The organism is Frigoribacterium sp. CFBP 13712 (genome assembly GCF_014842255.1).
Classification (GTDB): domain Bacteria; phylum Actinomycetota; class Actinomycetes; order Actinomycetales; family Microbacteriaceae; genus Frigoribacterium.
The window spans coordinates 1-24,735 of record NZ_JACYVH010000003.1 but is presented as its reverse complement, the minus strand read 5'-3'; the positions used below and the strand labels follow the sequence as shown (position 1 = coordinate 24,735).

General features: G+C 71.7%; 27 protein-coding genes. 13 read left to right on the top strand and 14 right to left on the bottom strand.

Translation table 11 applies throughout. The features are described from left to right. Nucleotides 1-87: 87 nt before the first annotated feature. Complete coding sequence (locus IFT51_RS06305) at nt 88-2,529, bottom strand: excinuclease ABC subunit UvrA (protein WP_192060244.1); 2,442 nt, start codon at nt 2,527-2,529, stop codon at nt 88-90. Between the two features lie 81 nt (nt 2,530-2,610). Here IFT51_RS06305 and IFT51_RS06300 point away from each other — a divergent pair, with 81 nt between their 5' ends. Beyond that, on the top strand, nt 2,611-3,591 hold the full coding sequence (locus IFT51_RS06300) for a hypothetical protein (protein ID WP_192060243.1): 981 nt from the start codon (nt 2,611-2,613) through the stop codon (nt 3,589-3,591). Nucleotides 3,592-3,618: 27 nt separating this feature from the next. Here the strand turns inward: IFT51_RS06300 and IFT51_RS06295 are convergent, their stop codons facing one another. From IFT51_RS06295 to IFT51_RS06285, 3 genes are all read right to left on the bottom strand, one after another. Further along, complete coding sequence (locus IFT51_RS06295) at nt 3,619-4,221, bottom strand: GIY-YIG nuclease family protein (RefSeq protein WP_244637018.1); 603 nt, start codon at nt 4,219-4,221, stop codon at nt 3,619-3,621. Between the two features lie 175 nt (nt 4,222-4,396). Next, entirely contained in the window at nt 4,397-4,630 is a 234-nt protein-coding gene (locus IFT51_RS06290; protein WP_192060242.1) for a hypothetical protein, read from the bottom strand. 80 nt (nt 4,631-4,710) lie between these two features. After that, complete coding sequence (locus IFT51_RS06285) at nt 4,711-5,457, bottom strand: SDR family oxidoreductase (RefSeq protein WP_192060241.1); 747 nt, start codon at nt 5,455-5,457, stop codon at nt 4,711-4,713. Between the two features lie 126 nt (nt 5,458-5,583). Between IFT51_RS06285 and IFT51_RS06280 the strand changes: the two genes are divergently transcribed. The 3 genes from IFT51_RS06280 to IFT51_RS06270 all read left to right on the top strand — a co-directional run bounded on the left by IFT51_RS06280 (nt 5,584) and on the right by IFT51_RS06270 (nt 8,253). Continuing rightward, nucleotides 5,584-6,423, top strand: coding sequence for a helix-turn-helix transcriptional regulator (locus IFT51_RS06280; protein WP_192060240.1), 840 nt, complete (start codon nt 5,584-5,586; stop codon nt 6,421-6,423). Nucleotides 6,424-6,500: 77 nt separating this feature from the next. After that, nucleotides 6,501-7,532, top strand: coding sequence for a Gfo/Idh/MocA family protein (locus IFT51_RS06275; protein ID WP_192060239.1), 1,032 nt, complete (start codon nt 6,501-6,503; stop codon nt 7,530-7,532). Between the two features lie 88 nt (nt 7,533-7,620). Beyond that, nucleotides 7,621-8,253, top strand: a complete 633-nt coding sequence (locus tag IFT51_RS06270) for a Pr6Pr family membrane protein (RefSeq protein WP_192060238.1) — start codon at nt 7,621-7,623, stop codon at nt 8,251-8,253. 66 nt (nt 8,254-8,319) lie between these two features. On the opposite strand, the gene IFT51_RS06265 is transcribed toward IFT51_RS06270, so the two are convergent. Continuing rightward, nucleotides 8,320-9,021: a LysE/ArgO family amino acid transporter gene (locus tag IFT51_RS06265; protein ID WP_192060237.1), complete on the bottom strand. Its 702-nt coding sequence runs from the start codon at nt 9,019-9,021 to the stop codon at nt 8,320-8,322. Nucleotides 9,022-9,048: 27 nt separating this feature from the next. On the opposite strand from IFT51_RS06265, the gene IFT51_RS06260 reads away from it, so the two are divergent. Next, nucleotides 9,049-9,984 (top strand): LysR family transcriptional regulator ArgP, encoded by a 936-nt coding sequence (locus IFT51_RS06260; RefSeq protein WP_192060236.1) that lies wholly within the window; start codon nt 9,049-9,051, stop codon nt 9,982-9,984. Here the strand turns inward: IFT51_RS06260 and IFT51_RS06255 are convergent. Further along, nucleotides 9,981-11,747 carry an MDR family MFS transporter gene (locus tag IFT51_RS06255; RefSeq protein WP_192060235.1) on the bottom strand — a complete coding sequence of 589 codons (1,767 nt, stop codon included), beginning with the start codon at nt 11,745-11,747 and terminating at the stop codon, nt 9,981-9,983. The two genes, IFT51_RS06260 and IFT51_RS06255, sit on opposite strands and share 4 nt — an antisense overlap. Before the next feature lie 7 nt (nt 11,748-11,754). Beyond that, nucleotides 11,755-12,480: a TetR/AcrR family transcriptional regulator gene (locus IFT51_RS06250; protein ID WP_192060234.1), complete on the bottom strand. Its 726-nt coding sequence runs from the start codon at nt 12,478-12,480 to the stop codon at nt 11,755-11,757. Between the two features lie 153 nt (nt 12,481-12,633). On the opposite strand from IFT51_RS06250, the gene cls reads away from it, so the two are divergent. Further along, entirely contained in the window at nt 12,634-14,103 is a 1,470-nt protein-coding gene (cls, locus tag IFT51_RS06245; protein WP_192060233.1) for a cardiolipin synthase, read from the top strand. Between the two features lie 8 nt (nt 14,104-14,111). Here the strand turns inward: cls and IFT51_RS06240 are convergent, their stop codons facing one another. Further along, complete coding sequence (locus tag IFT51_RS06240; protein ID WP_197981863.1) at nt 14,112-15,068, bottom strand: alpha/beta hydrolase fold domain-containing protein; 957 nt, start codon at nt 15,066-15,068, stop codon at nt 14,112-14,114. Between the two features lie 107 nt (nt 15,069-15,175). Here IFT51_RS06240 and IFT51_RS06235 point away from each other — a divergent pair, with 107 nt between their 5' ends. The 6 genes from IFT51_RS06235 (at nt 15,176) to IFT51_RS06210 (ending at nt 20,417) form a co-directional block, all read left to right on the top strand. Beyond that, on the top strand, nt 15,176-16,321 hold the full coding sequence (locus tag IFT51_RS06235) for a glycerol dehydrogenase (protein WP_192060232.1): 1,146 nt from the start codon (nt 15,176-15,178) through the stop codon (nt 16,319-16,321). Between the two features lie 87 nt (nt 16,322-16,408). After that, on the top strand, nt 16,409-17,641 hold the full coding sequence (chrA, locus tag IFT51_RS06230) for a chromate efflux transporter (RefSeq protein ID WP_192060573.1): 1,233 nt from the start codon (nt 16,409-16,411) through the stop codon (nt 17,639-17,641). An 82-nt stretch (nt 17,642-17,723) separates the two neighbouring features. Then, entirely contained in the window at nt 17,724-18,092 is a 369-nt protein-coding gene (locus IFT51_RS06225) for a hypothetical protein (RefSeq protein ID WP_192060231.1), read from the top strand. 55 nt (nt 18,093-18,147) lie between these two features. Then, nucleotides 18,148-19,347, top strand: coding sequence for an ATP-binding protein (locus tag IFT51_RS06220; protein ID WP_192060230.1), 1,200 nt, complete (start codon nt 18,148-18,150; stop codon nt 19,345-19,347). A 39-nt stretch (nt 19,348-19,386) separates the two neighbouring features. After that, nucleotides 19,387-19,740: a helix-turn-helix transcriptional regulator gene (locus tag IFT51_RS06215; protein WP_192060229.1), complete on the top strand. Its 354-nt coding sequence runs from the start codon at nt 19,387-19,389 to the stop codon at nt 19,738-19,740. Further along, complete coding sequence (locus IFT51_RS06210) at nt 19,737-20,417, top strand: cation diffusion facilitator family transporter (protein WP_192060228.1); 681 nt, start codon at nt 19,737-19,739, stop codon at nt 20,415-20,417. The genes IFT51_RS06215 and IFT51_RS06210 overlap by 4 nt, the downstream gene beginning before the upstream one ends. Nucleotides 20,418-20,536: 119 nt before the next feature. On the opposite strand, the gene IFT51_RS06205 is transcribed toward IFT51_RS06210, so the two are convergent. From IFT51_RS06205 to IFT51_RS06180, 6 genes are all read right to left on the bottom strand, one after another. Then, nucleotides 20,537-20,950 (bottom strand): SRPBCC family protein, encoded by a 414-nt coding sequence (locus IFT51_RS06205; RefSeq protein WP_192060227.1) that lies wholly within the window; start codon nt 20,948-20,950, stop codon nt 20,537-20,539. 92 nt (nt 20,951-21,042) lie between these two features. Continuing rightward, entirely contained in the window at nt 21,043-21,564 is a 522-nt protein-coding gene (locus tag IFT51_RS06200) for a GNAT family N-acetyltransferase (RefSeq protein ID WP_371740716.1), read from the bottom strand. Nucleotides 21,565-21,639: 75 nt separating this feature from the next. Beyond that, nucleotides 21,640-22,353, bottom strand: coding sequence for a hypothetical protein (locus IFT51_RS06195; RefSeq protein ID WP_192060225.1), 714 nt, complete (start codon nt 22,351-22,353; stop codon nt 21,640-21,642). Next, nucleotides 22,350-23,276, bottom strand: a complete 927-nt coding sequence (locus tag IFT51_RS06190) for an ATP-binding cassette domain-containing protein (RefSeq protein ID WP_192060224.1) — start codon at nt 23,274-23,276, stop codon at nt 22,350-22,352. Before IFT51_RS06190 ends, IFT51_RS06195 begins: the two co-directional genes overlap by 4 nt. Beyond that, nucleotides 23,273-23,632, bottom strand: coding sequence for a GntR family transcriptional regulator (locus IFT51_RS06185; RefSeq protein WP_371740715.1), 360 nt, complete (start codon nt 23,630-23,632; stop codon nt 23,273-23,275). The genes IFT51_RS06190 and IFT51_RS06185 overlap by 4 nt, the downstream gene beginning before the upstream one ends. Before the next feature lie 111 nt (nt 23,633-23,743). After that, on the bottom strand, nt 23,744-23,944 hold the full coding sequence (locus IFT51_RS06180) for a hypothetical protein (RefSeq protein WP_192060222.1): 201 nt from the start codon (nt 23,942-23,944) through the stop codon (nt 23,744-23,746). A 513-nt stretch (nt 23,945-24,457) separates the two neighbouring features. On the opposite strand from IFT51_RS06180, the gene IFT51_RS06175 reads away from it, so the two are divergent. Then, nucleotides 24,458-24,735, top strand: a 278-nt coding sequence (locus IFT51_RS06175) for a CrcB family protein (RefSeq protein WP_371740714.1), incomplete at its 3' end; no start/stop codon positions are given.

Here is a 24,735-nt window from a genome sequence, read left to right as displayed (position 1 = left end):
GCGTGATATCCGGGCGGCTCGCCGGGCCGACCGGGACAAAAGCGTTCCGCAGAAGGCGCGGCGCGGCCCCCGCGGGCGACGAGGCGGTCAGCGCCCGGCGATCGCCTCGGCGAGGTAGGGGGCGGTGCGGCTCTCCGACGAGGCGGCGACCTCCTCCGGGGTGCCGACCGCGACGACCCGGCCCCCGGCGTCGCCGCCCGCCGGACCCATGTCGACCACGTGATCGGAGGCCGCCACGACGCCCATGTGATGCTCGACGACCACCACCGTGTTGCCCGCGTCGACCAGCCCCTGCAGCTGCGCCACGAGCAGCTCGACGTCGGCGGGGTGCAGACCCGTGGTCGGCTCGTCGAGCAGATACAGGGTGTGACCCGTGCGGGCGCGCTGCAGCTCGGTCGCCAGCTTTATGCGCTGCGCCTCGCCGCCGGAGAGCTCGGTCGCCGGCTGCCCGAGGCGCAGGTAGCCGAGCCCCACCTGCAGCAGGGTCTCGAGGGCGCGGGAGGCGGCCGGCACCTCGCCGAGGAACGCGGCGGCCTCGGTGACGGTCATCGCGAGGACGTCGGCGATGCTGCGACCGTTCCAGGCCACCTCGAGGGTCTCCGCGTTGTACCGGGCGCCGTGGCACTCGGGGCACGGCGCGTAGCTGCCCGGGAGGAAGAGCAGCTCGACCGAGACGGCCCCCTCGCCCTGGCAGACCTCGCACCGGCCGCCCACCACGTTGAACGAGAAGCGCCCCGCCGTGTAGCCGCGGGCCCGCGCCTCGTCGGTCGCCGCGAAGACCGAGCGCACCGCGTCGAACAGCCCGGTGTACGTCGCCAGGTTCGAGCGCGGCGTGCGACCGATCGGACGCTGATCCACCTGCACCACGCGATCGACGCCCTCGTGGTCGACCGCCGTCTCGGCGAGGACGCCGCCGACCAGCGTCGACTTGCCGGAGCCGGACACGCCGGTCACCGCCGTGAGGACGCCGCGCGGCACGTCGACGTCGACGCCCTGCAGGTTGTGCCGCGACACGCCTCGCAGCGCCAGGACCCCGGTGGGCTCACGCCGCGGGCGCGCCCTGGACGCGGGATCGGGCGCGGGGTCGAGGAACCTCCGCGTCACCGAGCGGTCGACCCCGGCGAGGCCGGCGACCGGGCCGCTGTAGAGCACCGCGCCTCCTTCGCTGCCGGCACCCGGTCCGACGTCGACGACCCAGTCGGCGCGACGGACGATGCTCATGTCGTGCTCGACGACGAAGACCGAGTTGCCGCTCTCGCGCAGCTCCTCGAGCACGGCGACCAGCGGTTCGGCGTCGGCCGGATGCAGACCCGCGCTCGGCTCGTCGAGCACGTAGACCACGCCGAAGAGACCGGAGCGGAGCTGCGTGGCGATGCGCAGGCGCTGCATCTCGCCGGGCGAGAGCGTCGGAGTGGCGCGCCCGAGGCTGAGATAACCGAGCCCCAGACCGTCGAGGACGGCCGTTCGGGCCAGGAGGTCGGCGGCCAGGGTCACCGCGACCTCGGTGACCTCGCCGGAGGACGCGTTCGACACGGCCGCCGTCGCCGACGTCAGGGTCGCGGTCGGGCGCAGCACCTCGCCCAGCTCGGCCAGGGGCAGCGCGTTCAGATCGGCGATCGTGCGACCGGCGAACGTGACGGCGAGGGCCGCGCGCGTGAGACCGCTGCCGCCGCAGAGCGTGCAGGGCCCGCTCTCGACGAAGCGCAGCACCTTGGTCCGCTGGGTCTCGCTCTGCGAGTCGGCGAGGGTGTGCAGCACGAACGCCCGTGCGCTCCAGAACCGGCCCTTGTAGGGCTTGGCGACGCGATCGCGCTGCGGGACGACCTCGACGACGGGCTGCTCGTCGGTGTAGAGCAGCCAGTCGCGGTCGGCCTGCGGCAGCTCGCGCCACGGGCGGTCGATGTCGTAGCCGAGCCCGGCCGTCACATCGCGGAGGTTCTTGCCCTGCCAGGCCCCCGGCCAGGCGGTGATGGCCCCGTCGCGGATGCTCAGACCGGGATCGTGCACCGCGGAGGCCTCGGTGACCTCGTGGGCGACGCCCAGCCCGTGGCAGCGCGGGCAGGCCCCGGCGGCGGTGTTGGGCGAGAACGAGTCCGACTCGAGGCGCGCCGCGCCCGCGGGGTAGGTGCCCGCCCGCGAGAACAGCATGCGCATCGAGTTCGAGAGGGTGGTCACGGTGCCGACGGTCGACCTCGAGCTCGGGGCGCCGCGGCGCTGCTGCAGGGCGACGGCCGGGGGCAGGCCGGTGATCTCGTCGACGTGGGGCGACCCGCCCTGCGCGATCAGTCGACGCGCATAAGGGGCGACGGACTCGAAGAACCTGCGCTGCGCCTCGGCGTAGATCGTGCCGAACGCGAGCGACGACTTGCCCGAGCCGGAGACGCCCGTGAAGGCCACGATGCTGTCGCGCGGCACGTCGACGTCGACCGCCCGCAGGTTGTTCTCGCGGGCGCCGCGGACCCTGACGAAGCCCCGCGCGTTCACGTCGATCTCGGAGCGGGGCAGGTCGGGAGGCGCGGTGTCGGGCATCCGGTCGATGGTAGAGGTGCACGGCGGCGGGGGGCCACCGGCGTGGCCTCGGATGTCGGTGGTCGCTCGTAGCGTGGCAGCGTGCCTGAGCCGATCGACAGCTGGTGGGCGCGACGGCGGACGTCGCGCGGGCTCGCCGTGCCCTACGCGGTGGGAACGTACCGCGAGGCGTGGGCGTCGTTCCCGGTGCTCGTGCGGCAGTACCGACCCGAGCACAACGGCGGCATCGTGCTCAGTCAGATCCCGCCCGCCGCCGACGTGTACCTCTGCTGGCTGTGCGACGCCGGGCACCTGTTCGTGGCCACTCCCGACGAGCAGCGGAACCGACCGGGGCGCGAACGGCGCCGCTCGTCGTGGTGCCCCGACTGCAGCGAGCAGGCGAAGCCGCGGGCGCTGCCGATGCGACCGCCGATGGCACCGGCAGCCGCCGTACGGGAGCAGGCGGCGAGCCTGGGAGGCGCGGCGCCGGTGGTCGGATCGCCTCGCGTCGCGCAGACGGCGGGGCCGCCGCCGGCCGAGCTCGCGCCCGTGCGCCCCGCTCCCCCCGTGCGCCCGACCGCGGTTCGACGGGCGAAGCCCACCCGCGCCTCCCAGCCGATCTGCGACAAGACCCCCGCCGTGACGACCGGCACCCCGTTCGTCAGCGTCTGCGCGCCGAGACCGGCCTCGGCGGTCGAGGCCGAGCTGCGGGCCGAGCTGACCGCCCGACTCGAGTTCGAACCCGGCCTGAACGCCGTGCGGGTCGGTCGGCCGTTCTTCGACCACGTCGAGGTGTGGCCCGACATCGTCCTCTCCGAGCTGCGGGTCGCGATCGAGTACGACTCCACCGGCCGGCACGGACTCGAGCACGTCGGCCGGCGCGAGGTCGCCGACCGCCGCAAGGACGCGGCGCTGCGGGCGGCGGGCTGGCAGGTCGTCCGGCTGAGGACGGGCAGGTTGCCGATGCTCGGCCCCCACGATCTGCAGCTGTCGGGGTTCACCCGCCAGACGGTGCCGAGACTGCTCGACGAGCTGCGGGTCATCCGCGGGTCGCTGTTCGTCGACGCCTACCTGAGGGGGTGACCCCTGCGCGTCTCAGCCCTGCGCGCCTCAGCCCTGCAGCGCGAGCGCCTCGCTCGTCCAACGGGCGTGTCGACTCCACGGGTCGTCCGTGCCGGCGGCGAGGGTCGCCACGTGCACGTCGAGCACCTCGTTGACGGCGAACCACTCGGTGCGTCCGAACCGCCAGGCCCCGAACTGCTCGTGGCGACGCTGCTCGACACCCCGGTCGCCGCGCTCGAACGCGAGGACCTCGTGATGCCAGAGGCGCCCGAGACGCTGCCGAGGGTTGGCCGTCGTGCCGATCTTGATCCGGTCGTCGAAGCGGATGTAGTAGACGACGTCGACCCGAGGAGGCGCGAGGTCATGGTCGGGCACGTCACCCTGCCGCCACTCGCACACGGCGCAGAGCCACCCCGACGGCCAGTGCACGCCGAGCCGCGACCCGCAGGCCGCGCAGGGCGAGGGCAGGAGGTCGGTCGCGCCGTCGACGACGGCGGCGCGGGCAGCCGCCCACTCGGTCGCGACGACCAGATGGCATTCACAGAGGGCGACGGGGCTGCCGGCGACCACGGGGTGATCGCAGGGTGCTTCGGCGGGTCGACCCGCGCCTCCTCGGCAGGTGTCGACGGGTCCGAGCTCGGAGGTGTCCATGTCGGCACGATAGGCGGGGCCACCGACAGTCGGCCGCCGAGGCCGCGCGTCGATCGCGGTCGCGGTCGCGGTCGCGGTCGCGGTCGCGCTGCCGGTCGAGCTGCCGACCGAGCCGTCAGTCGAGCTGCCGGTCGAGCTCGCGGTCGAACGGTCAGTGGAGCTCGCGGCCGAGCGGTCAGTCGAGCTCTCGGTCGACGCGGAGGCCGAGCGGGTGCGGCCCGAGCAGCAGCCAGACGGCCACGGCGCCGATCGGGAACAGCACGACGGCGATGGTCCAGATGGTCTGCTCGAGCGCTGTCGTGTCGGCTCGTCGCCGGACTGCCCGCACGATGCTCAGCACGATCGCCGCGTAGACGGCCACGGCCACCACCGCGAGCACCACCGTGCCCCATTCGCCCCATCCGCTCATGCCGACAGACTACGGGTGCCGCCCGGTGGGCGTGCCGATCCGTGCACACCGCTCCGCGCACACCGCTCCGCGCACACCGCTCAGTGCGTGCCGCTCAGCAACGCGAGCACATCGGCGTAGCGCCCCTCGGCCTCGGCATGACGGAGGAACCCGACCCGCTCGACGAGGATCTCGTGGGCGTCGGGCTGCGACTCGAGCAGCATCATCGTCTCGTCGAGGTACTCGTCGAGCGGCATGGCCGAGGGGTCGTCCTGCTGACCGAGCAGGGTGGTCTGCACCGCCGGTGGTACGAGCTCGACGATCTGCACCGACGTGTCGGCGAACTGGACGCGGATGCCCTCGCTCAGCGAGTGGATCGCCGCCTTGGTCGCGTTGTAGGTCGGCGTCATCGGCAGGGGCACGCTCGCGAGCCCCGACGACACCGTGACGAACGCCGCCGCGGGTCGCGCCTGCAGATGCTCGGTCCAGGCGGCGAGCAGTCGGATGGGCCCGAGCAGATTGGTCGTGACCGTCGCCTCGGCCGTCTCGACGAACGCGGCGGTCGTGACGTCCTCCGGCAGCATGATGCCGGCCATCGCGACGACGACGTTCGTCTCGGGCCAGCGCCGCTGCGCCTCGCGCGAGACCGCGACCACGGCCTCCGGGTCGGTGGTGTCGAGCACGATCGACTCGATGCCGGGGTGGTCGAGCACGATCTCGTCGAGCAGCGCGGCACGGCGGCCCGCCACGACGACGGTGTTGCCCGCCGCCTGCAGCCGGAGCGCCAGCCCCAGACCGATGCCCGACGTGCCGCCGGGGATGAACACGGTGTTGCCGCTGATCTTCATGAGGTGCTCCTACTCGTAATGGATGTGACACCACCCTCGCCCGAGGAGGCGCGGCGCGGCAGAGCGCGCCTGTCCAGGGATCGACGCTCCCTGGTCGGGCGCCACCGGGGCTGACAGCATGGCGGCATGGACCGTGCCGAGCTCGCCGACTTCCTGCGTCACCGACGCGAGTCGCTCCGCCCCTCCGACGTCGGTCTGCCCGACGGAGAGCGTCGGCGCACCGCCGGTCTCAGCCGGGAGGAGGTCGCCGCGCTGGTCGGCATGTCGACCGACTACTACGCCCGGTTGGAGCAGCAGCGCGGGCCCCAGCCCTCCGAGCAGATGCTGATCGCCCTGACCCGCGGACTGCGCCTCGGTCTGGACGAGCGCGACCACCTCTACCGGCTGACCGGGCACCATCCGCCGCGTCGCACCAGGGGCGGGGAGCACGTCAGCCCGGCCCTGCTGCGGGTGCTCGACCGGCTCGACGACACCCCGGCGCTCGTGCTGAGCGACCTCGCCGAGACGTTGGCGCAGAATCCGCTCGCGGTGGCCCTGCTCGGTGATCAGCGTCGGCACGAGGGGCTGGCCCGCAGTGCGTTCTACCGGTGGTTCACCGATCCGGCCGAGCGCGCCTCCTACCCCGCCGCCGACCACGAGCACCAGCTCGCGCTGCAGGCGTCGGGTCTGCGTGCCGCCCTGAGCATGGCGGGCGGGGGCGGCCGACCGCGCGAGCTCGTGGAGGCGCTGCTGGACGCGAGCGACGAGTTCGCCGCGCTGTGGCGGCGGCACGAGGTGCACCAGCGCTTCGACGACCGCAAGACCCTCGTGCACCCCGAGCTCGGGCTCATCGAGGTCGACTGCCAGGCGCTCTTCACGGAGGATCAGTCGCAGACCCTGCTCGTCCTGACCGCTCGCCCCGGGTCGCCGGACGCCGAGAAGCTGCGACTGCTCGGGGTGATCGGCAGCCAGCGCTTCGCGGGGTGAGGAGGCGGGTCGTCCGCCGGCGAGACTGCGGGGCACGGCATGATGGGCGCACGACGACGTGACCCCGAGGAGCAGCCATGCCCGCACCAGCATTCCCCTCTGCGACGCACACGCCCCTCCGCGGTGGGCCGACTCTGCGCTGGGGGGTGATCGGCCCCGGGGAGATCGCCGGCGACTTCACCGACGCCCTGCATGCGCACACCGATCAGCGGGTGGTGGCCGCCGCGTCGCGCAGCCTCGAGCGGGCCGAGGCGTTCGCCCGAGCACACGGCGTCGGGTCCGCCTTCGGCAGCGCGGAGGCGATGGCGGCCTCCCCCGACGTCGACGTCGTCTACGTCGCGACTCCTCACACCCGGCACCTGCCCGACGCGCTGACCGCCATCGCCGCCGGCAAGCACGTGCTGATCGAGAAGCCGCTCGCGACGACTCCGGCGGAGGCCGACCTCATCGGGGCCGCCGCGAGCGACGCCGGGGTGCTCGCCATGGAGGCGCTCTGGACGCGCTACCTGCCCCACACGACGGTGATGGCGCGCCTCCTCGCCGACGGCGCGATCGGCGACGTGCGTCTCGCGACGGCCGACGTCGCGTGGGCGAACGACCTCTCGGCGCCCGGCCGCATGACCGACCCCGCCCTCGGCGGCGGGGCGCTGCTCGACATCGGCGTGTACGCGTTCTGGTTCACCCAGTTCGCCACCGGCCACCCCGTCGAACGGCACGCCACCGGATCGACCCGAGCCGACGGCGTCGACCTCGACGCGGCCGTCGTCACCCGCACGGCCGACGGGGTGCTCGCGACGGCGGCCACGAGCCTGCGGGCCACATCGCCGGGCATCGGAGCCGTGCTGGGGTCGGGCGGGTCGCTCCGCACCCTGCGGAACCTCGTCTTCCCGACCTCGTTCGAGCTCACCACGGCGAGCGGCACGGCGATCTGGGATGACCCGTCCGTGCCGACCGGACGCCAGGGGCTCGCCTACCAGGCCGCGGCGCTCGCCTCTTTCGTCGACGCCGGGCTCCGCGACTCGCCCCTGCACTCGCTGGCCGACTCGAGGTCGATCCTGTCGACGATCGAGGCGGCCCGCGCCTCCTTGACCGTCGTCGACGTCGACTGATTAGGAGCGGCGGGGCGCGCCTCCTCGACGGCATCGGCGGCTCCGGGTCGGGAGCGGCGACCGGAGCGCCGCTCAGTAGGCTGTCGCCATGACGCGCGCCCGGCTGATGGTCCCCTTCCGACTCGTCCTCGCCGTGCTCGGCCTCGCGGCCGTCGGCACGCAGTTCGGCGTCACCCTGACGAACGACTACGGCATCGTCAACTTCTTCTCGTACTACACGAACCTCAGCAATCTGTTCGCCGTGGTCGTCTTCACCGTCGGGGCGGTGCGCACCCTGCGACGGAGACCCGGCAGTCGCGCCTGGGACACCGTTCGACTCGTCAACGTCGTCAACATGGTGTTCGTCGGTCTCGTCTTCAACCTGCTGCTCGCCGGCGTCGGGGGCGGAGTCATCCCGTGGGTGAACGTGGTCGTGCACATGCTCGTGCCCGTGGCCGCGCTGATCGACTGGCTCGTGCTGCCGGCCGGTCGACGACTCCCCTGGTCGGCCGCCCTGGTCGGCCTCGTGACCCCGGTGGTCTACAGCGTCTACACGATCGTGCGCGGGGCCCTCATCGGCTTCTACCCGTACCCGTTCTACGACCCGGCGGCCCAGGGCGGCGCGGGTGGCGTGGCGATCTACGTCGGGGTGCTGCTGCTCGCCCTCATCGCGCTGTCGTTCGCCCTCGTCGCGGTGGGGCGCCTGGCCGGCCGTCTCTGGAAGTCGACGCGGCGCGGCTGAGTCGACCCGCGCCTCCTCGGGGCCCCCGGGTCTGGTCGACGAGTCGGGACACGCCGCGGTCCGGGGTCAGGCGCCGAGGAGGAGGCGCAGACCGAGCACGGTCATCACCACCGCGATGATGGCGTCGAGCACCCGCCAGGCCCCGGGCCTCGCGAAGACGGGACGCAGGAGGCGCGAGCCGAATCCCAGGGCCGAGAACCAGACGAGACTGCCCACCACCGCACCCGCCGCGAACCACCAGCGGAGCTCCCCCGGCTGCTGATTCGCCACCGAACCGAGGAAGACGATCGTGTCGAGATAGGTGTGCGGGTTCAACCATGTGAAGGCGAGGGCCGTCAGCACGGCCGTCGAGACGCGGACCGTCTGTACCGGCTGGCGACCGTCAGCACCGCCCGGGGCGGCGACGGGGACCAGCGCACCCACCGGCCGCAGCGCGCGGACCGCCGCGAACGCCGCGTACACCAGGAGGAACCCGGCACCCACGAGTCGCACCACGACGACGACCTCGGGCACGGCCGTGATGAGGGCGCCGACACCGGCCACTCCGGCGCTGATCAGCACGGCGTCGCTGACCGCGCAGACCACCACGACGGGCACGACCACGCGGGTCACCCCGGTCAGACCGACCCGCAGCACGTACGCGTTCTGCGCACCGATGGCGACGATGAGCGCGAGGCTGGTGCCGAAGCCGAGGAGGGCGATCGGAAGGCTGGTCTCTAGGTGCACGACGTCGACGGTACGGGCCCCTTCGGCATCTATCCAGCTCATGTTCTCGATGGCGCATAAGCTCAGCTCATGGCCCGGTTCACCCTCGATCAGCTCGACACCCTGCGGACGATCGTCGACGAGGGCACGTTCGAGGCGGCGGCTCAGCGGCTGCACATGACCCAGTCGGCGGTCTCGCAGCGCATCAAGCTGCTCGAGACGGCGGCCGGCGCGGTGCTCCTCCGACGGACGAGCCCGGTCGCGACGTCCCCGGCGGGGGACGTCGTGCTCCGTCTCGCCCGGCAGATCGACCTGCTGTCCGCCGACGTCGCCTCCGAGCTGGGAGGCGCGGGCACCGACCACGGACCGTCCACCCTGCCGATCGCCGTCAACGCCGACTCGTCGGCGACGTGGTTCCTCGACGCGCTGGCCGACGTGGCGGCGAGTCATCCGGTGGTGTTCGACCTCCGCCGCGCCGACCAGGAGCACACCTCGGCGCTGCTCCGGGCGGGCGACGTGCTGGCCGCGGTCACTGCGACCCGGGAGCCCGTGCAGGGCTGCGTCGTCGAACCGCTCGGCGTCATGCGCTACCGCGCCGTGGCGAGCCCCGCCTTCGTCGAGCGCCGGTTCGGCGGCCGCGTCGACCTCGACCTCGTCGACCGGGTGCCGATGGTCGTCTTCGATCGGACGGACACCCTGCAGCACGAGTTCGTCCGACGCGTCAGCGGCCGAGACGCCCGCTCGCCTCGCCACCATGTGCCGGCCTCGGCCGACTTCGCCAGGGCGACCGTGCTCGGACTCGGATGGAGCATGCTGCCCGAGGAGCAGGCCCGGCCCGAGATCGAGGCGGGCCGTCTGATCGAGCTCGCCCCCGACTCCCCCGTCGACGTCACCCTGTTCTGGCAGCGGTGGACGCTCGGGTCGCCCCTGCTCGACGCCGTGACGGAGGCGGTGCTGCGGACGGCGGGGCGCAGACTGCACCCGATGTCGGGCGGTCCGCGCCCCGACGGCCGCAGCGGCGCCTAGTCGCCGCGGGGCTCCCGAGGGGGCGCGGTGTCGGCATCCGCATCGGCCGGCGGCACCACGGGAGCACCCGACGCGACCGCGGCGGCCGTGGCCGACTCGCCGGCGGCGGAGGTCGCAGCAGACGTCGCGGCCGACGGCGCAGGTGTCGAGCGACCGCGGCTCGCCGCCTCCAGCTCCTCCGCTTCGTCCCCCGAGACGGCCTCGCCCCGCGCGACCATCCCGGCCACGTCGCTCAGCGCGATCTGCGGCAGGAACAGCGCCAGGATCAGCGCCACCGCGATGAACGGCACCAGGTACGCGAACACCGGCGCGAGCGAGTCGGCGTAGGCCTCGACGACGAGGCGGCGGATGGCCTCGGGCAGTTCGTTGAGCGCGGCCGGGTCGAGGGTCGCCGTCGCGGACGACGCGTCGCTCGGCGACGCCCCCGCGTCGGTGAAGACCGTCGTCAGGTTCGAGGTCAGGCGGCTGGTGAACATGGCGCCGAAGACCGCGACGCCGAGCGCCGCCCCGACCTCGCGGAAGTAGTTGTTCGTGCTGGTCGCGGTGCCGACGTTCGCGGCGTCGACCGAGTTCTGCACGACGAGCACCACGACCTGCATGATGAGGCCGAGCCCCGCGCCGAAGACGAACAGGAACACGCAGATCAGCGGCAGCGGGGTGTCGGCCGTCAGAGTCGTGAAGAGCAGCATGGCGATGCCCGTGAGGATCGTGCCGACGATCGGGAAGATGCGGTATCGGCCGGTCTTGGAGATCAGGTTGCCCGAGAGGATCGACGTGCCGATCAGACCCGCCATCATCGGCAGCAGCAGGAGTCCCGACACCGCCGCGGAGGCGCCGGACGACATCTGCAGGAACGTCGGGACGAAGGCGATCGCCGAGAACATGCCGATGCCGAGCACGAAGCCGATGCCCGTGGCGAGCACGAACACCTTGTTGCGGAAGAACGACAGCGGGATGATCGGGTCGTCGGCCCGCGACTCGACGAACACGAACAGCCCGACGGCGACGAGCACGCCCGCGCCCCAGAGCCAGGTCTCGCCGGCGCCCCAGCCGTGGTCGGCCTGACCGCCGAACTCGGTGAAGAAGATGAGGCACGTGGTCGCCGCCGACAGCAGCACGACGCCGAGCACGTCGATCCGCTTGGTGGCCTTCTTCCCGGGCAGGGTGAGCGCCATCCACGCGATGATGAACGCGGCGACGCCGACCGGGATGTTGATGTAGAACGCCCACTGCCACGTGAGGTGGTCGACGAAGAAGCCGCCGAGCAGCGGGCCGCCGATGGCCGAGAGGCCGAAGACGGCACCGAGCGGGCCGAGGTACCTGCCGCGCTCGGAGGCGGGCACGATGTCGGCGATGATCGCCTGCGACAGGATCATGAGCCCGCCGCCGCCGAGCCCCTGGATGGCGCGGAACACCACGAACATCCAGAAGTCGTCGGCGAAGGCGCAGCCGATGCTGGCGAGCGTGAAGATCGCGATGGCGGCCAGGAACAGATTGCGTCGACCGAGCACGTCGCCGAACTTGCCGTAGATCGGCATGACGATCGTCGTGGCGAGCAGGTAGGCGGTGGTGATCCAGGCCTGGTGCTCGACGCCGCCGAGCTCGCCGACGATGGTCGGCATGGCGGTCGACACGATGGTCTGGTCGAGGCTCGAGAGCAGCATGCCCGAGATGAGGGCGCCGAAGATGATCCAGATCCGCCTCTTGGTGAGGAGGAACGGCGCGTCGCCCTTCGTGGCGGTGGCGGTGGTGGACGTGGTCATGGTCGACTCAACGGGCCTCTCGGTCGGACGGTTCGGTGATGGCGGGGGTCGTGATGGGGGTCGCGGCGGGGCTCGCGGCGGCCGTCGTGCTCGAGACGGCGAGCAGATCGCGGGCGAGGTCGAACCAGCTCGCGAGGACGTCGTCGAACCGGCGCGACGGGGCGTCGAGCTCGAAGAAGAACTGCTCGACGGCGCGCTGGGTCAGCGCGGTGGCGAGCGTGAACGCGGCGTCGACGCGCGGGTCGTCGACCGGGAGCCCCTCGTGGCGGGCGATGGCGGCGATCACCCGGCGCTTCTGCTCGTCGCCCTGGCGCATGATCGCGGCGAAGAGCCTGGGCTCGCGCTCGAGCACGGCGCGGAAGGCCGCGGCGCGCTCGCGTGTCAGCCCGACCTGCTCGATCCGGGCCACGATCAGGCGCGACAGGTCGTCGAACACGGACGAGAGGGGCAGGAGGCGCGGGTCGCGTGACGAGGCGGCGTACGCCTCGAGGGCGTGGTCGTCGTCGTCGATGGCCGTGCCCACGACGACGTCGTCCTTCGAGGCGAAGTGGTTGAAGAACGTGCGACGCGAGATGCCCACGGTGGCGCACAGCTCGTCGAGGGTGAAGCCGGCCAGCCCGTCGGCCGCCGTCCGTCGGCGGGCCTCGGCGATCAGCTCGGCACGGACGCGGACCCGCCGGAGGGCCGTCTTGCCGATCGTCTCGGGGGCGGCCCCGGTGCTCGTGTCGGTCATCGCGCCTCCTGCTCGATCGTCGTCCCGATGGTGCGGCGACGGTGCCGAGGGCGGAATGCCCGAGATGCACTATTGCACTCTGAGACCCAGAGTGCAACAGCCGAAGTCGGCCAGCCCGACGCACCCGGCCTCGCGGCCTGCGAGGATCGAGGCATGACCTGGCGCAGAGTCCTCAAGGCCTTCCCGACCGTCGTGCTCGTCGTCGACATCGTCATCCGCGTGGTGGCCGTGGTGCTCGTCCCCCGCAATCGGCGCCCGAGCTCGGCGATGGCGTGGCTGATGGCGATCTTCGTCGCGCCCATCCCCGGCAGCGTCCTCTTCGGGCTGATCGGCTCGACGAAGCTGCCGCAGGACCGCCGCGACAAGCAGCGCGAGATCAACAGCCTCATCCTCGAGAACACGCAGGGTCTCGACTCGCGGGTGCCCACGGTCACCCAGCCGCCGTGGTTCGGCACCGTCGTGCAGCTGAACCGCACGCTCGGCGCCATGCCGCTCATCCCGGGCAACACCGCGACGCTGCTGCCCGACTACGCCGACTCGGTGGCCGCGATGACCGCGGCGGTCGACGACGCCGAGCGCTACGTGCACGTCGAGTTCTACATCCTCACCCGCGACGAGACGACCTACCTCTTCTTCGACGCGCTGAAGCGCGCCCACGACCGCGGGGTCAAGGTGCGGGTGCTCTACGACCACTGGGCGACCATCCGCAACCCCCAGGGCCGAGTCACCCGCCGCTGGCTGCGCGACGCCGGCATCCGCTTCGAGGAGATGCTGCCGTTCCACCCGACGAAGGGCATGTGGCGGCGTCCCGACCTCCGCAACCACCGCAAGATCGTCGTGGTCGACGGTCACGTGGCCTTCACCGGGTCGCAGAACATGATCGACCCGAGCTACAACAAGCGGGGCAACATGCGCCGGGGCCTGCAGTGGAAGGACCTCATGGTGCGACTCGACGGGCCCGCCGCCATCGGCCTCAACGCCCTCTTCATCACCGACTGGTACAGCGAGACCGACGAGCTGCCGACCGACGCGGAGGCCGAGCCGATCGTCGAGCAGCGCACGGGCCCGGACACCATCGAGTGCCAGGTCGTGCCGAGCGGCCCCGGGTTCGACGGCGAGAACAACCTGCGCCTCTTCAACGCGCTCGTCTACGGCGCCCAGGAGCGCCTGATCATCGCCAGCCCGTACTTCGTGCCCGACGAGTCGATGCTCTACGCGATCACCACGGCGGCCGAGCGGGGCGTCGACGTGCAGCTGTTCGCCTGCGAGGTGGCCGACCAGTTCATGGTCTACCACGCGCAGCGCTCGTACTACGAGACGCTGCTTCGTGCGGGCGTCCGCATCTTCCTCTACGAGAAGCCGACCGTGCTGCACTCGAAGCACTTCACGGTCGACGACGACGTGGCCGTCATCGGGTCGAGCAACATGGACATGCGCTCGTTCAGCCTGAACTTCGAGGTCTCGCTGATGGTGCGCGGGTCGGGCTTCGTCGACGAGGTGCGTCTCATCGAGGACGACTACCGCTCGCGGTCGCACGAGCTCACTCTCGCCGCCTGGCTGTCACGACCCGCCGGGCTGCAGGTGCTCGACAACGTCGCCCGGCTCACGGCCGCGGTCCAGTAGCCCGCGGCTCACCCGGCGAGGGTCTCCCGGAGCGTCCGCACGATCTCGACCCGCGCCTCCCTGCCGGCCCGTGTCGGCAGCAGCGGGTACGCGTGGATCCGCCCCCGACCCTCGTGCCAGTCGAGGTCGACCCCCGCGGTGCGAGCACGGTCGCGCAGGAGGTGCGCGTCGGGATTCAGGACGTCGCGCGTCCCCGAGAACACGGTCAGCGCACCCAGCCCGGCGAGATCGCCGAACAGCGGACTGACCGTGGGGTCGCGCAGGTCGAGACCGCCCCGCCAGTGCTCGGACAGCACCCGCCCGCCGGGGGTGCCGAGCCACGGGTCGCTCGGCTGGACCACGGGGATCCGCGGGTTGCTCCAGGTGAGGTCGAGCGCGGGGGCGATCAGCACCGTCCGAGGCACGACGACGCCCTCGTCGCGCAGCGACAACGCCGCCGAGAGGACGATCTGACCGCCGGCGGAGTCCCCCGCGAGAGCCACGGGACCATCCGCCGTGGTGACGAGGTCGATGATGCCGACCCGCGCCTCCTCGGCGGTCCCGAACGGGACGAGGGGGTAGATCGGGAGCACGACCGTGGTGCCCGCCTCGGCCGCGATCTGCGCGGCGAGATGCCAGTGCTGCGACACGATCTCGCCGACCCAGCCGCCGCCGTGGGCGTAGACCACGGTGCCGCGGGACGCTCCGTCGCGGCGTGAGACGCGGTACACCGGCCAGCCGGAGCGCTGCTCGACGTCGACGCGGACGTCCGACCGCAGGGCGCTCGGCGGACCGAACGGCGCAGGACGAAGCGACCGGGCACGGATGCGACGACGGGCGCCCGCCGCGCTGACGAAGGTCCGGTTCGCCGCCGTGAGACGCAGGAACCCCACCACCATCGACTGCGGAACGACGAGACTCGCCGCCGTCGGCACCTTCGCACGGAGGTCGGACGAGGGGGCTGGGCGACGGCCGCGGGTGCTCATGCGCCGACCGTACCCCGCGCACCCCCGCCGCGACGCGAGCACGGAGGGGCCACGGAGGAGGCGCGCGTACCGTCGGGACGACACGCACCACCAGAGAGGACCGCACGATGACCACTCCCATCCGCACCGTCATGAGCCCCGCCCGCTACGTCCAGGGCAAGGACGCCATCACCCGGCTCGGCGAGTTCGTCGCCCCGATCGGCTCGAAGCCGCTGATCGTGTCGGACGACGTCGTCTGGGGCCTCGTCGAGCAGTCGGTCACCACCAGCTTCGAGTCGGCCGACCTGCGCATCGAGCGCGTCGGATTCGGTCGCTTCGCGACACCCGCCTCGATCGACGAGCTCGTCGAGACCATCCGAGGGACGTCCGCCGACGTCGTCGTCGCGATCGGCGGCGGCAGCGCCATCGACGCCGCCAAGGCCGCCGGGCACCTCGCCGGCATCCGCTGGGTCAGCGTGCCCACGGTCGCCTCCACCGACGCGCCGACCTCCGCGCTCGCCGTCGTCTACACCGACGAGGGCGAGTTCATCGAGTACCGGTTCTTCCCGCGGAACCCCGACCTCGTGCTGATCGACACGCAGCTCGTCGCGAACGCGCCCGTCAAGTTCCTCGTCGCGGGGATCGGCGACGCCCTCGCCACGTGGCTCGAGGCCCGCGCCTCGGCCAGCTCGCATGCGACCACGATGGCCGGCGGCCTCCCGACGCAGGCCGGCACGGCGCTCGCCGAGCTGTCGTGGCGGATCATCCACGAGAACGCCTTCTCGGCCCTCGCCGCGGCGGAGGACGGCGTCGTCACCCCCGCCCTCGAGGCCCTCGTCGAGGCCAACACGCTGCTGTCGGGTCTGGGCTTCGAGTCAGGCGGACTCGCCGCCGCGCACGCCATCCACAACGGCCTGACCGCGGCGCCGCAGACCCACGGGCTGACGCACGGGCAGAAGGTCAACATCGGCTCGATGACGCAGCTCGTGCTCGAGGGGGCGCCCCGCGACGAGATCGAGGACTTCGTCGAGTTCACCACCCGCGTCGGTCTGCCGAACACGCTCACCGAGATCGGCCTGACGGTGGACGACCTCGACGAGCTGACCGCCGTGGCCGAGGCCGCGACCGTCGAGACGGAGACCATCCACAACATGCCGTTCCCGGTGACGTCCGCCGACGTGGTCGCCGCGCTCGTGTCGATCGAGCGCCTGTCGCGGTCGATCCGCTCGGCGAAGGGGCTGCCCGAGCCCGAGCTGTACGTCGCCGGGCACTGAGTCGACGCCTCGCCGGGCCGACGCGGCACCGACGCGTCACCGACGCGTCACAGACGAGTCACCGGGGTTTGACATCATGACCCCGTGATGAGACGAGACAGCGCAGACCCGGGCGACCGAGGGAACCCCCTCGAGGTCGCCCGGGTCTTCTCTCTGCTCGGGCTGACGTCGTTCGGCGGGCCGGTCGCGCACCTCGGGTACTTCCGCTCCGAGCTGGTCGAGCGCCGTCGCTGGCTCGCCGACGGGCGGTACGGCGAGCTGGTCGCGCTGGCGCAGTTCCTGCCCGGGCCGGCGTCGAGCCAGGTCGGCTTCGGGCTGGGCCTGCTGCGGGCCGGTCCACTCGGCGCGCTGGCGGCGTTCGTCGCGTTCACCCTGCCATCGGCCCTGCTGATGTTCGCGGTGGCGCTCGGCCTCGGGGCGCTCGACGGGCCCGTGGGCTCGGCCGTCGTGAGGGGACTGACCATCGGCGCGGTGGCGGTCGTGGCCCACGCCGTGACGGGGATGGCGCGGTCGCTGGCGCCCGACCCGACCCGCGCCTCCCTCGCCGTCGTCGCCGCGGTCGCCGCCCTCGTGCTGACCGGTCCGGCCGGGCAGCTGGTCGCGATCGCGGTCGGGCTCGCAGGAGGGCTGCTCTTCTGCCGGTCCGACGAGGAGGCGCGGGTCGGGTCCGCGCCGTTCCCGATCGGTCGGCGGGCGGGTGCGGTCTGCCTGGGTCTCTTCGTCGCCCTCCTCGCCGGGTTGCCCGTGCTGGCCGCCGCGACGCGGTCCGAGACGATCGCCCTGATCGACGTCTTCTACCGGGCGGGGGCGCTCGTCTTCGGTGGCGGTCACGTCGTGCTGCCGCTGCTGCACGCGGGGCTGGTCGAGCCCGGCTGGGTCGACGACGGCGTCTTCCTGACCGGCTACGGGGTGGCGCAGGCCGTGCCGGGTCCGCTCTTCACCTTCGCGACGTACCTCGGGGCCGTCGCCGATCTCGGGCCGGGAGGCGCGCTCGGCGCCCTGCTGGCCACCCTCGCGATCTTCGCGCCGGGGCTGCTGCTGTTGGCGGGCGTGCTGCCGTTCTGGGATGCAGTGCGGGGGCGCCGCCTCGTCGGCGCGCTCCTCCGCGGGGCGAACGCGGCCGTCGTCGGGCTGCTGGCCGCGGCGCTCTACGACCCGGTGTTCGTCACGGCGGTGACCGACGTCGGCGCCTTCTGCCTGGCCCTGGTCTGCTTCGTGCTGCTGGTCGTCTGGCGGGTGCCGGCGTGGGCCGTCGTGATGATCGCCGCCGGGGGCGGTGTGCTGCTGACGGGGCTCACATCGACGCCAGGCGCCGGCTGACCGCGATGCGACGTGCATCGGGCGGAGACCGCCTGGCGCTCGGTGCAGACCTGTCGGTCTGGAAGGCGCTAGCGTCATCGACATGACGAAGAATGGTTCCACCACCGCCTCCCTCCCCCGCCGGTCCGCAGGCCTGACCCGTCTCGCGCTCGGAGCCGCCGCGGCGCTCGCCACCGTCACGATGCTCACGTCGTGCGGCCTGGTGGACCAGTCCGAACCGGAATCGCAGGAGGCGGCGAAGCACCTGAACGAGACGTACGAGGCCTACGGGTCCGACCTCTCCGGCGAGGATTACGAGGCTGTGGCGTACGGCGCCTTCCACATCACCCTCGAGATCGACGGCGAGGACGTGGACGTCAGGATCTGCGACCCCGACGTGAGCCCCACCGAGACGACGTTCTGCACGAACGACGATCAGAACCCGACGCCGATCCCCCTCCCGAACGACTGACCCGGGAGCAGTGCGGAGATTTGCTATATTATAGCAAGTCCGCTCAGGAGGCCCCGTGACTCTCAACCCCTTCACGCCCGGCGCCGGCACCCGACCGCCGACCCTGATCGGTCGGGAGTCCCAGCTGGCGGTCGTCGGCTCTCTCGCCGAGCTCGTCGAAGCGGGCCGCTCGTCGAACCCCGTCGTGTTCACCGGCCTGCGAGGAGTGGGCAAGACGTCGCTCCTCCAGGAGGTCGGCGCCGTGCTGCGCTCCAGAGGATGGCTCGCCGGCTACTACGAGGTGCGGCGCGACGTCGAACCGGGTGTCGCCGTGAGGTCCATCGTCCGGGACAGCGCCGACCTCACGCAGGGCAGACTCCGGAAGGCGCTGTCCTCGGGGGCGCACTCGATCGGGGGCATGAAGCTGTCGCTGGGGCCGACCGGCTTCACCTTCGCCGTCGATGCCGCTTCACCTCGACGCGACGACTCCGACCCGTTCCCCGAACTGGTCCGGTTCCTCCGACTGCTCGGACGGGACGCCAGTCAGAACGGGGTCGGCGTGGCCCTTCTGATCGACGAGCTGCAGGTCTTCCGTAAACGGGACATCGCCGTCCTCGTCCAGGCCCTGTCGGCGCTCAAGGACGAACCGATCGTGCTCATCGGCGCCGGTCTGCCCTACCTCGCGTCCGAGCTGTCGAAGGCGAACACCTACGCCGAGCGGTTCCGCTTCGAGTTGATCGACCGGTTGGGCGAGTCGGACGCACGCGCGGCGGTCACCGATCCCGCCTTCGACCTCGGCACCATCTGGGACGACGACGCGCTCGAGCGGGTCCTCGAGCTCGCCGATCGGTACCCCTACTTCCTCCAGCTCTACGCGAGCGAGTCGTGGACCTGCGCCGCCGGCGCCGCTCGGATCGAGTCGACGCACGTCGACGAAGCCATCCCGGCCGTGCAGCGGCAGCTCGACGCGGGCCTCTACTCCGCGCGCTACGACCGGCTCTCCGAGCGCGAACGCGAGTACGTCGACACCATGGTCGCCGTGGCCGACGCGTCGCCCGACAGTGGGCACGACGCCCGTCCCCAGCCGAGCGTCTCGCCTCGGGTCCAGTCCGGTGCGGTGGCGGCCGAGCTGGGCAAGTCGCTGACGCAGGTGGCGACCACCCGCGACCGCATCATCCGCAAGGGCATCATCCACGCGCCCGTCTACGGCGAGCTCGAGTTCTCCGTCCCCGGCTTCGCGGACTACGTCCGCCGGCGCACGGGCCGCGCCCGCTGACCGACCTCGTCCAGTCAGCGTCGACTGTATAGTCAGCACATGCTGACCCTTTCGTCGCGTGTCGATGTCATGAACCGCCTCGGGCGCGCCATGGCCGATCCGACCCGATCGCGCATCCTGCTCCACCTCCTCGACGAGCCCGGCTACCCCGGCGCGTTGGCCGAGCGTCTCGGCCTCACGCGCTCGAACGTCTCCAACCACCTCTCGTGTCTCCGCGGCTGCGGCATCGTTGTCGCCGTCCCCGAGGGGCGGTCCACCCGCTACGAGATCGCGGACCCTCACCTCACGAGGTCGCTGACCGCTCTGGTCGACGTCGTGCTCGCCGTCGACGACGGCGAGGCCTGCACGGACGACGCCTGCGACGTCCCTTTCTGCTGCGGGACGGGCGCATGACCACGACGGCCGACCCGCGCCTCCTCGTTCCGGCCCGCCGCCTCCTGCTGCAACGCCGGATCAGACTCATCGTCGCCGTCACGATCACGTACAACGTGATCGAGGCGATCGTCGCCATCACCGCCGGCACCGTCGCCTCCTCGACCGCCCTGATCGGATTCGGCCTCGACTCGATCGTCGAGGTGCTCTCGGCCGCCGCGATCGCGTGGCAGTTCGCCGCCCCCGACCCGGAGAAGCGGGAACGGCTCGCGCTGCGTGTCATCGCCGTGTCGTTCTTCGGCCTGGCCGCCTACGTGTCCGTCGATGCCGTTCTGACCCTCACCGGCATCCGAGAGCCCGACCACTCCCCCGTGGGCATCGTGCTGGCTGCGGTGAGCCTTGCGGTCATGCCGTTCCTGAGCCTGATCGAGCGCCGCACCGGCACCGAGCTCGGCTCGGCGTCCGCGGTCGCCGACTCGAAGCAGACGCTCGTCTGCTCGTACCTGTCGGCGGCCGTCCTCGTCGGCCTCGTGCTCAATCTCGCGTTCGGATGGACCTGGGCCGACCCCGTGGCGGGGCTCGTCATCGTCGTGTTCGCCGTGCGGGAAGGACTCGAGGCGTGGCGGGGCGACGCCTGCAAGACGCCCGTGTCGGCTCTGACGGGCGAGCGCCGGGTCGAGGCCTGCGACTGCTGCTGATCTGACGAGGCGTCTCGTCAGGGAGAGCACCGTCGGCACGATCCGGACCCGCACTCCACGGGTCGAGCCGGCCCCCTCGACACACCCGGATGAGAGCTCGACACTCGGCCGGCGTTCGACTAACGGGTGGACGGGAAACGCTCGGCGAGCAGCACCGCGAGCTGGTCGAGGTCTCGGCGGACCGCGTCAGCATCGGCCTGGAACTCCTCCTCCGACATGCCCTCACGGCGGAACAGGGTGAAGACGGCTTCGCTGCCCTCGTCGTTGGCGACGATGCGGAAGGGGTTCCGCACCACCGATCCGTCGGGCAGGGTCACGTCGTGGTCGAGGATCCCCAACTCCACCGGCCCGGTGAAGGTCACCTCGACGACGCCCAGGGGCGAGTCCGTGATCCACCGCCCGCCCTCCTGACGCATACCGGTGCTCAGACCGGCCGCCCACTCGGGGAGGTTCGCAGGGTCCCCGGCGACGCGGGACACCGTGGTGACATCGTGGACGAGCGAGCGCGAGATGTGGACGGCGGGCCAGGTCATGCCCGGAAGCTAGCAGCTCAGGACTCGTGCTCGCATCCGACTCGTAGCCGGACGCTCGGCCGTGGGCTGGCGGGCATGTTCCCACCATCGGGTCATGGAGCAGTCATGGCCTCCCAGAGCATCTCTCCGTCGACGAGAGTCGTCGTCGGCGCGAGCCCGAGCCCCTCGGCCACACGTGCTGACGCCGTGTGGTCCGGATGGACGTGAGCCTGCAGGCGTCCGACGCCGATCGACGGCAACCACGCCACGACCGCCGCACCCGCTTCCCGCGCCAGCCCCCGGCCCTGCTCCGACACGGTGACCAGCCACGCGAGGTCGGCGACGAGCTCGACGCCCCTGCGCGTGAGCGTCGCCTGGACGAATCCGATGGCCGGCCCGCCGCCGATGGGCCGGATGATCCAGTTCAACCACCCGGCGCGTCCGTCGTCGGACCGGCCTCGTGCCTGACGTCGGTAGCGCGCCCCGAGCTCGTCGTACGTCGGGGGTTCCCCACCGGTGAACCGGTAGAGCGCCAAGGGCGCCAGTGCCCTCGTCATCTCGCTCGCGTGCCGCACGGCGAGCGGCTCCAGCGAGAGACGATCCGTTCGCAGGGCATCGGCCCGGGGCCACGACACGCCCTGAGCATCGCCGACCGGCCGGACACCCGTCACCGTCGGGACCTCGGGTGACGAGCGCCTCTCCCCCTCCATCTATCGGACGCTCGCTCCGCGCAGCGACAGGCTCGTGCCTCCTGCGGCGACGAGCACCAGCGCGACACCCACGACGGCGAGCCACCAGAATTCGAACGCCGCAGCGATGTCGCCCAGCGACGGGGCGAGCGCCAGCAGGAGGCCTGCGAGCACGAGGACCGCGACGACGGCCACTCCGAGAGGGCCGCGCGGGCCGAACCGCAGCCAGACCCCGCCGAAGACCGCACCGACCGTGAACGCCGTCAGCGAGCCGAGGAACATCACGAGCAGCAGTACGACGACGTTCCCCGCGCCGAGGATGGCGGTGTCGAAGACGTAGATGCCGACGAACCAATGGCCGGTGAGCAGCTCGAGGCCGAGCATCGCGGCCGCGACGACGGCGAGGTAGGCGGACACCAGCGCGTGAGTGAGGAACGTGCCCGCCGCGAAGCCGCGGCGTGTGGTGCCGAGCGACGACGCCACCGGGAACACGGACGAGATGCTGGCGACCCCCGTCGCCACGAGGTACCCGCAGACGGACCAGGCGAGGGCCGGATTGTTCCGGGCGCTGTCGGCGTACCCGGGTGAGGTCGGAGACATCCCCGTGGCGCGCTGGATCGCTAGCTGGATGATCACGGTCGCCACGCCCGCGACGAGCATAATGCCGAGAGGCACGAGGAACCATGTCGTGCGGCGCACGAGCTGGAGTCGGACGACAGCGGTTGCACGGCTCACGACAGGGCTCCTTCAGTGGTGACGGATGCGGCACGGTCGTCCACGCCGGGCGTCGGCGTACCGGCGCCCAGGGCTGCGACGAAGTGCTGGAGCGACACGGATCCCAGCTCGACCCCGGCCTCGCGGGCCTCGCGCCGGAGGGCGTCGTCGACGCTCCCCGCCACGGTGACGCTGGCGAGGCCGCCGAGGGCGTGCCGGGCGAGCACCCGCCGGGAGCCGACGACCCGATCGACCGCACCTGCGGCTCCTGCCGCCGTCCAGGCCGAGGCGCGAGCCGTGTCGACGTCGGCGTCGAGGACGACCCGTCCCTCGTCGAGCACGACGACCTGCTCCAACAGGGATTCCGACTCGTCGACGAGGTGGGTGGAGAGCAGGACGGTGCGGGGGTGTTCGGCGTAGTCGGCGAGCAGGCGATCGTAGAAGATCTGGCGAGCGGTGGCATCGAGGCCGAGGTAGGGCTCGTCGAAGATCGTGAGCGGCGCCCGCGATGCGAGCCCGAGCACGATCGCGACGCTCGAGGCCTGACCCCGCGACATCTTCTTGATCGGTGTCCGAGTCGGAACGCGCAGGTCGGCCACGAGGTCGCGCGCCAGTGCCGGGTCCCAGCCGGCGTGGAAGGCCGGGGCGACCGAGAGCACGTGACCGATGCGGAAGTCGTCGGGCCAGCGCTGGCTGTCCCGTACGAAGGAGGTGCGCGACAGGACCTCCACGCTCTCGACCGGGTCGTGCCCCAGAGTGCGGACCGTGCCCGAACTCGGACGCTCCTGCCCGGCGATCATCGAGAGCAGGGTGGTCTTCCCCGCCCCGTTGCGGCCGAGCAGGCCGCAGATGGCGCCCTCCCGGACGGTCGTGCTGACGCCCCGGAGGGCGGTGGTCGACCCGTAGGTGCGGTGCACCCCGGAGACTTCGACGGCGGTGCTCATGACGGATCCTCCTGATTGATCATGCGCGTGAGGGCTGCAGCGTCGATGCCGAGCGCGGCGGCCTCGCGGACGAGCGGTCGGACGTACTGCTCGGCGAAACGGGCACGACGCTGCTCGACGAGCAGGTCACGGGCGCCGGGGGCCACGAACATGCCGATGCCCCGTCGCTTGTAGAGCACCCCGCGGTCGACGAGCAGGTTCATCGCCTTGCCCGCCGTAGCCGGGTTGATGCGGTAGAACGCTGCGAACTCGTTCGTCGACGCCACCTGCTGCTCTTCCGCGTAGGTGCCGGCGAGCACGTCGTCCGCGATGCGGTCGGCCAGCTGCTGGAAGATCGGGCTGCTCTCATCGAACACGGCGACCCTCCTCATTGGTTAGTTGGTTCAGTGATGAACCTATTGACCAGGAGCGATCGTGTCAAGGAGGCGGCGATCTCGTCCGCCTCGAGGCGGCGACCTCCGACTCGCCTACCGTGCGGTCGGATCGCCCTTGAGGATCCGCGCGTTGAGATAGATCGTGATGAGTGCGCCGCCCAGCGTGAAGTACATGCTCGTGCGAGAGGGATCGATCACGAGCAGTGTCACTGCAGCGATGGCCACGAGCGACGCGACGATCAGCAGGAACACGGCCACAGACCGCTTCGTGCTCTGGCCGCCGTCGGTATCCATGGTTCTACGGTCTCTCGCCGGAGGGACGACGTCAAGAGACCGCCGGCGTCGACGCCGATCACGATGATCGAGATGACCAGGGACGTCCTATGGGGACATGCTGCTCCAGCATCTCCCCAGCCGTGGATGGATCTCCACGGGGAGGTGCAGCCCGATCGGATAAGTGCTTCACTGAGCGTGGCGGAAACGCCACGGCGGTGGGGCTCGCCGTCACCAACCTCGACTCAGGTCGACAACAGTCCCTATCTCAACCGCTGGCGAGCCCGGAAACCGAGATAGGAGACCAGATGACCATCGACACATCGTCGTGGGCGCACATGCCCGGACGGCGACGTCGTCCTCTCAACCGCTGCCCGGACTCCCCTCCGGCCTCAGCTCGAAAGACGATGCATGACCTCCCCCTCACCTGACTCACCGTTTCCGCCGCTGCCGTCGAGGAGAGGCGACGACTTCGAAGGGCTGGGCCAGAACCCGGACCTCGATGTCGACGACTCCACGGGTACCGAACGGCCCGTGCACCTGCGGTGGCGGTTCATCGGACTCGTCGCCCTCGGAGGCACGATCGGCACGGGCCTGCGCGAAGCCCTGGCGTTGAGCTTCCCCGCCGCACCCGGCAGCATCCCCGTGACGATCCTGCTGATCAACGTCGTCGGTGCGTTCGCGCTCGGTCTCCTGCTCGAGTCGCTGATGCGACGAGGGCCGGACGCGGGTCGCCGACGCGACCTGCGTCTGTTCATCGGGACAGGCGTTCTCGGCGGGTTCACCACCTACAGCGCCCTCGCGGTCGACAC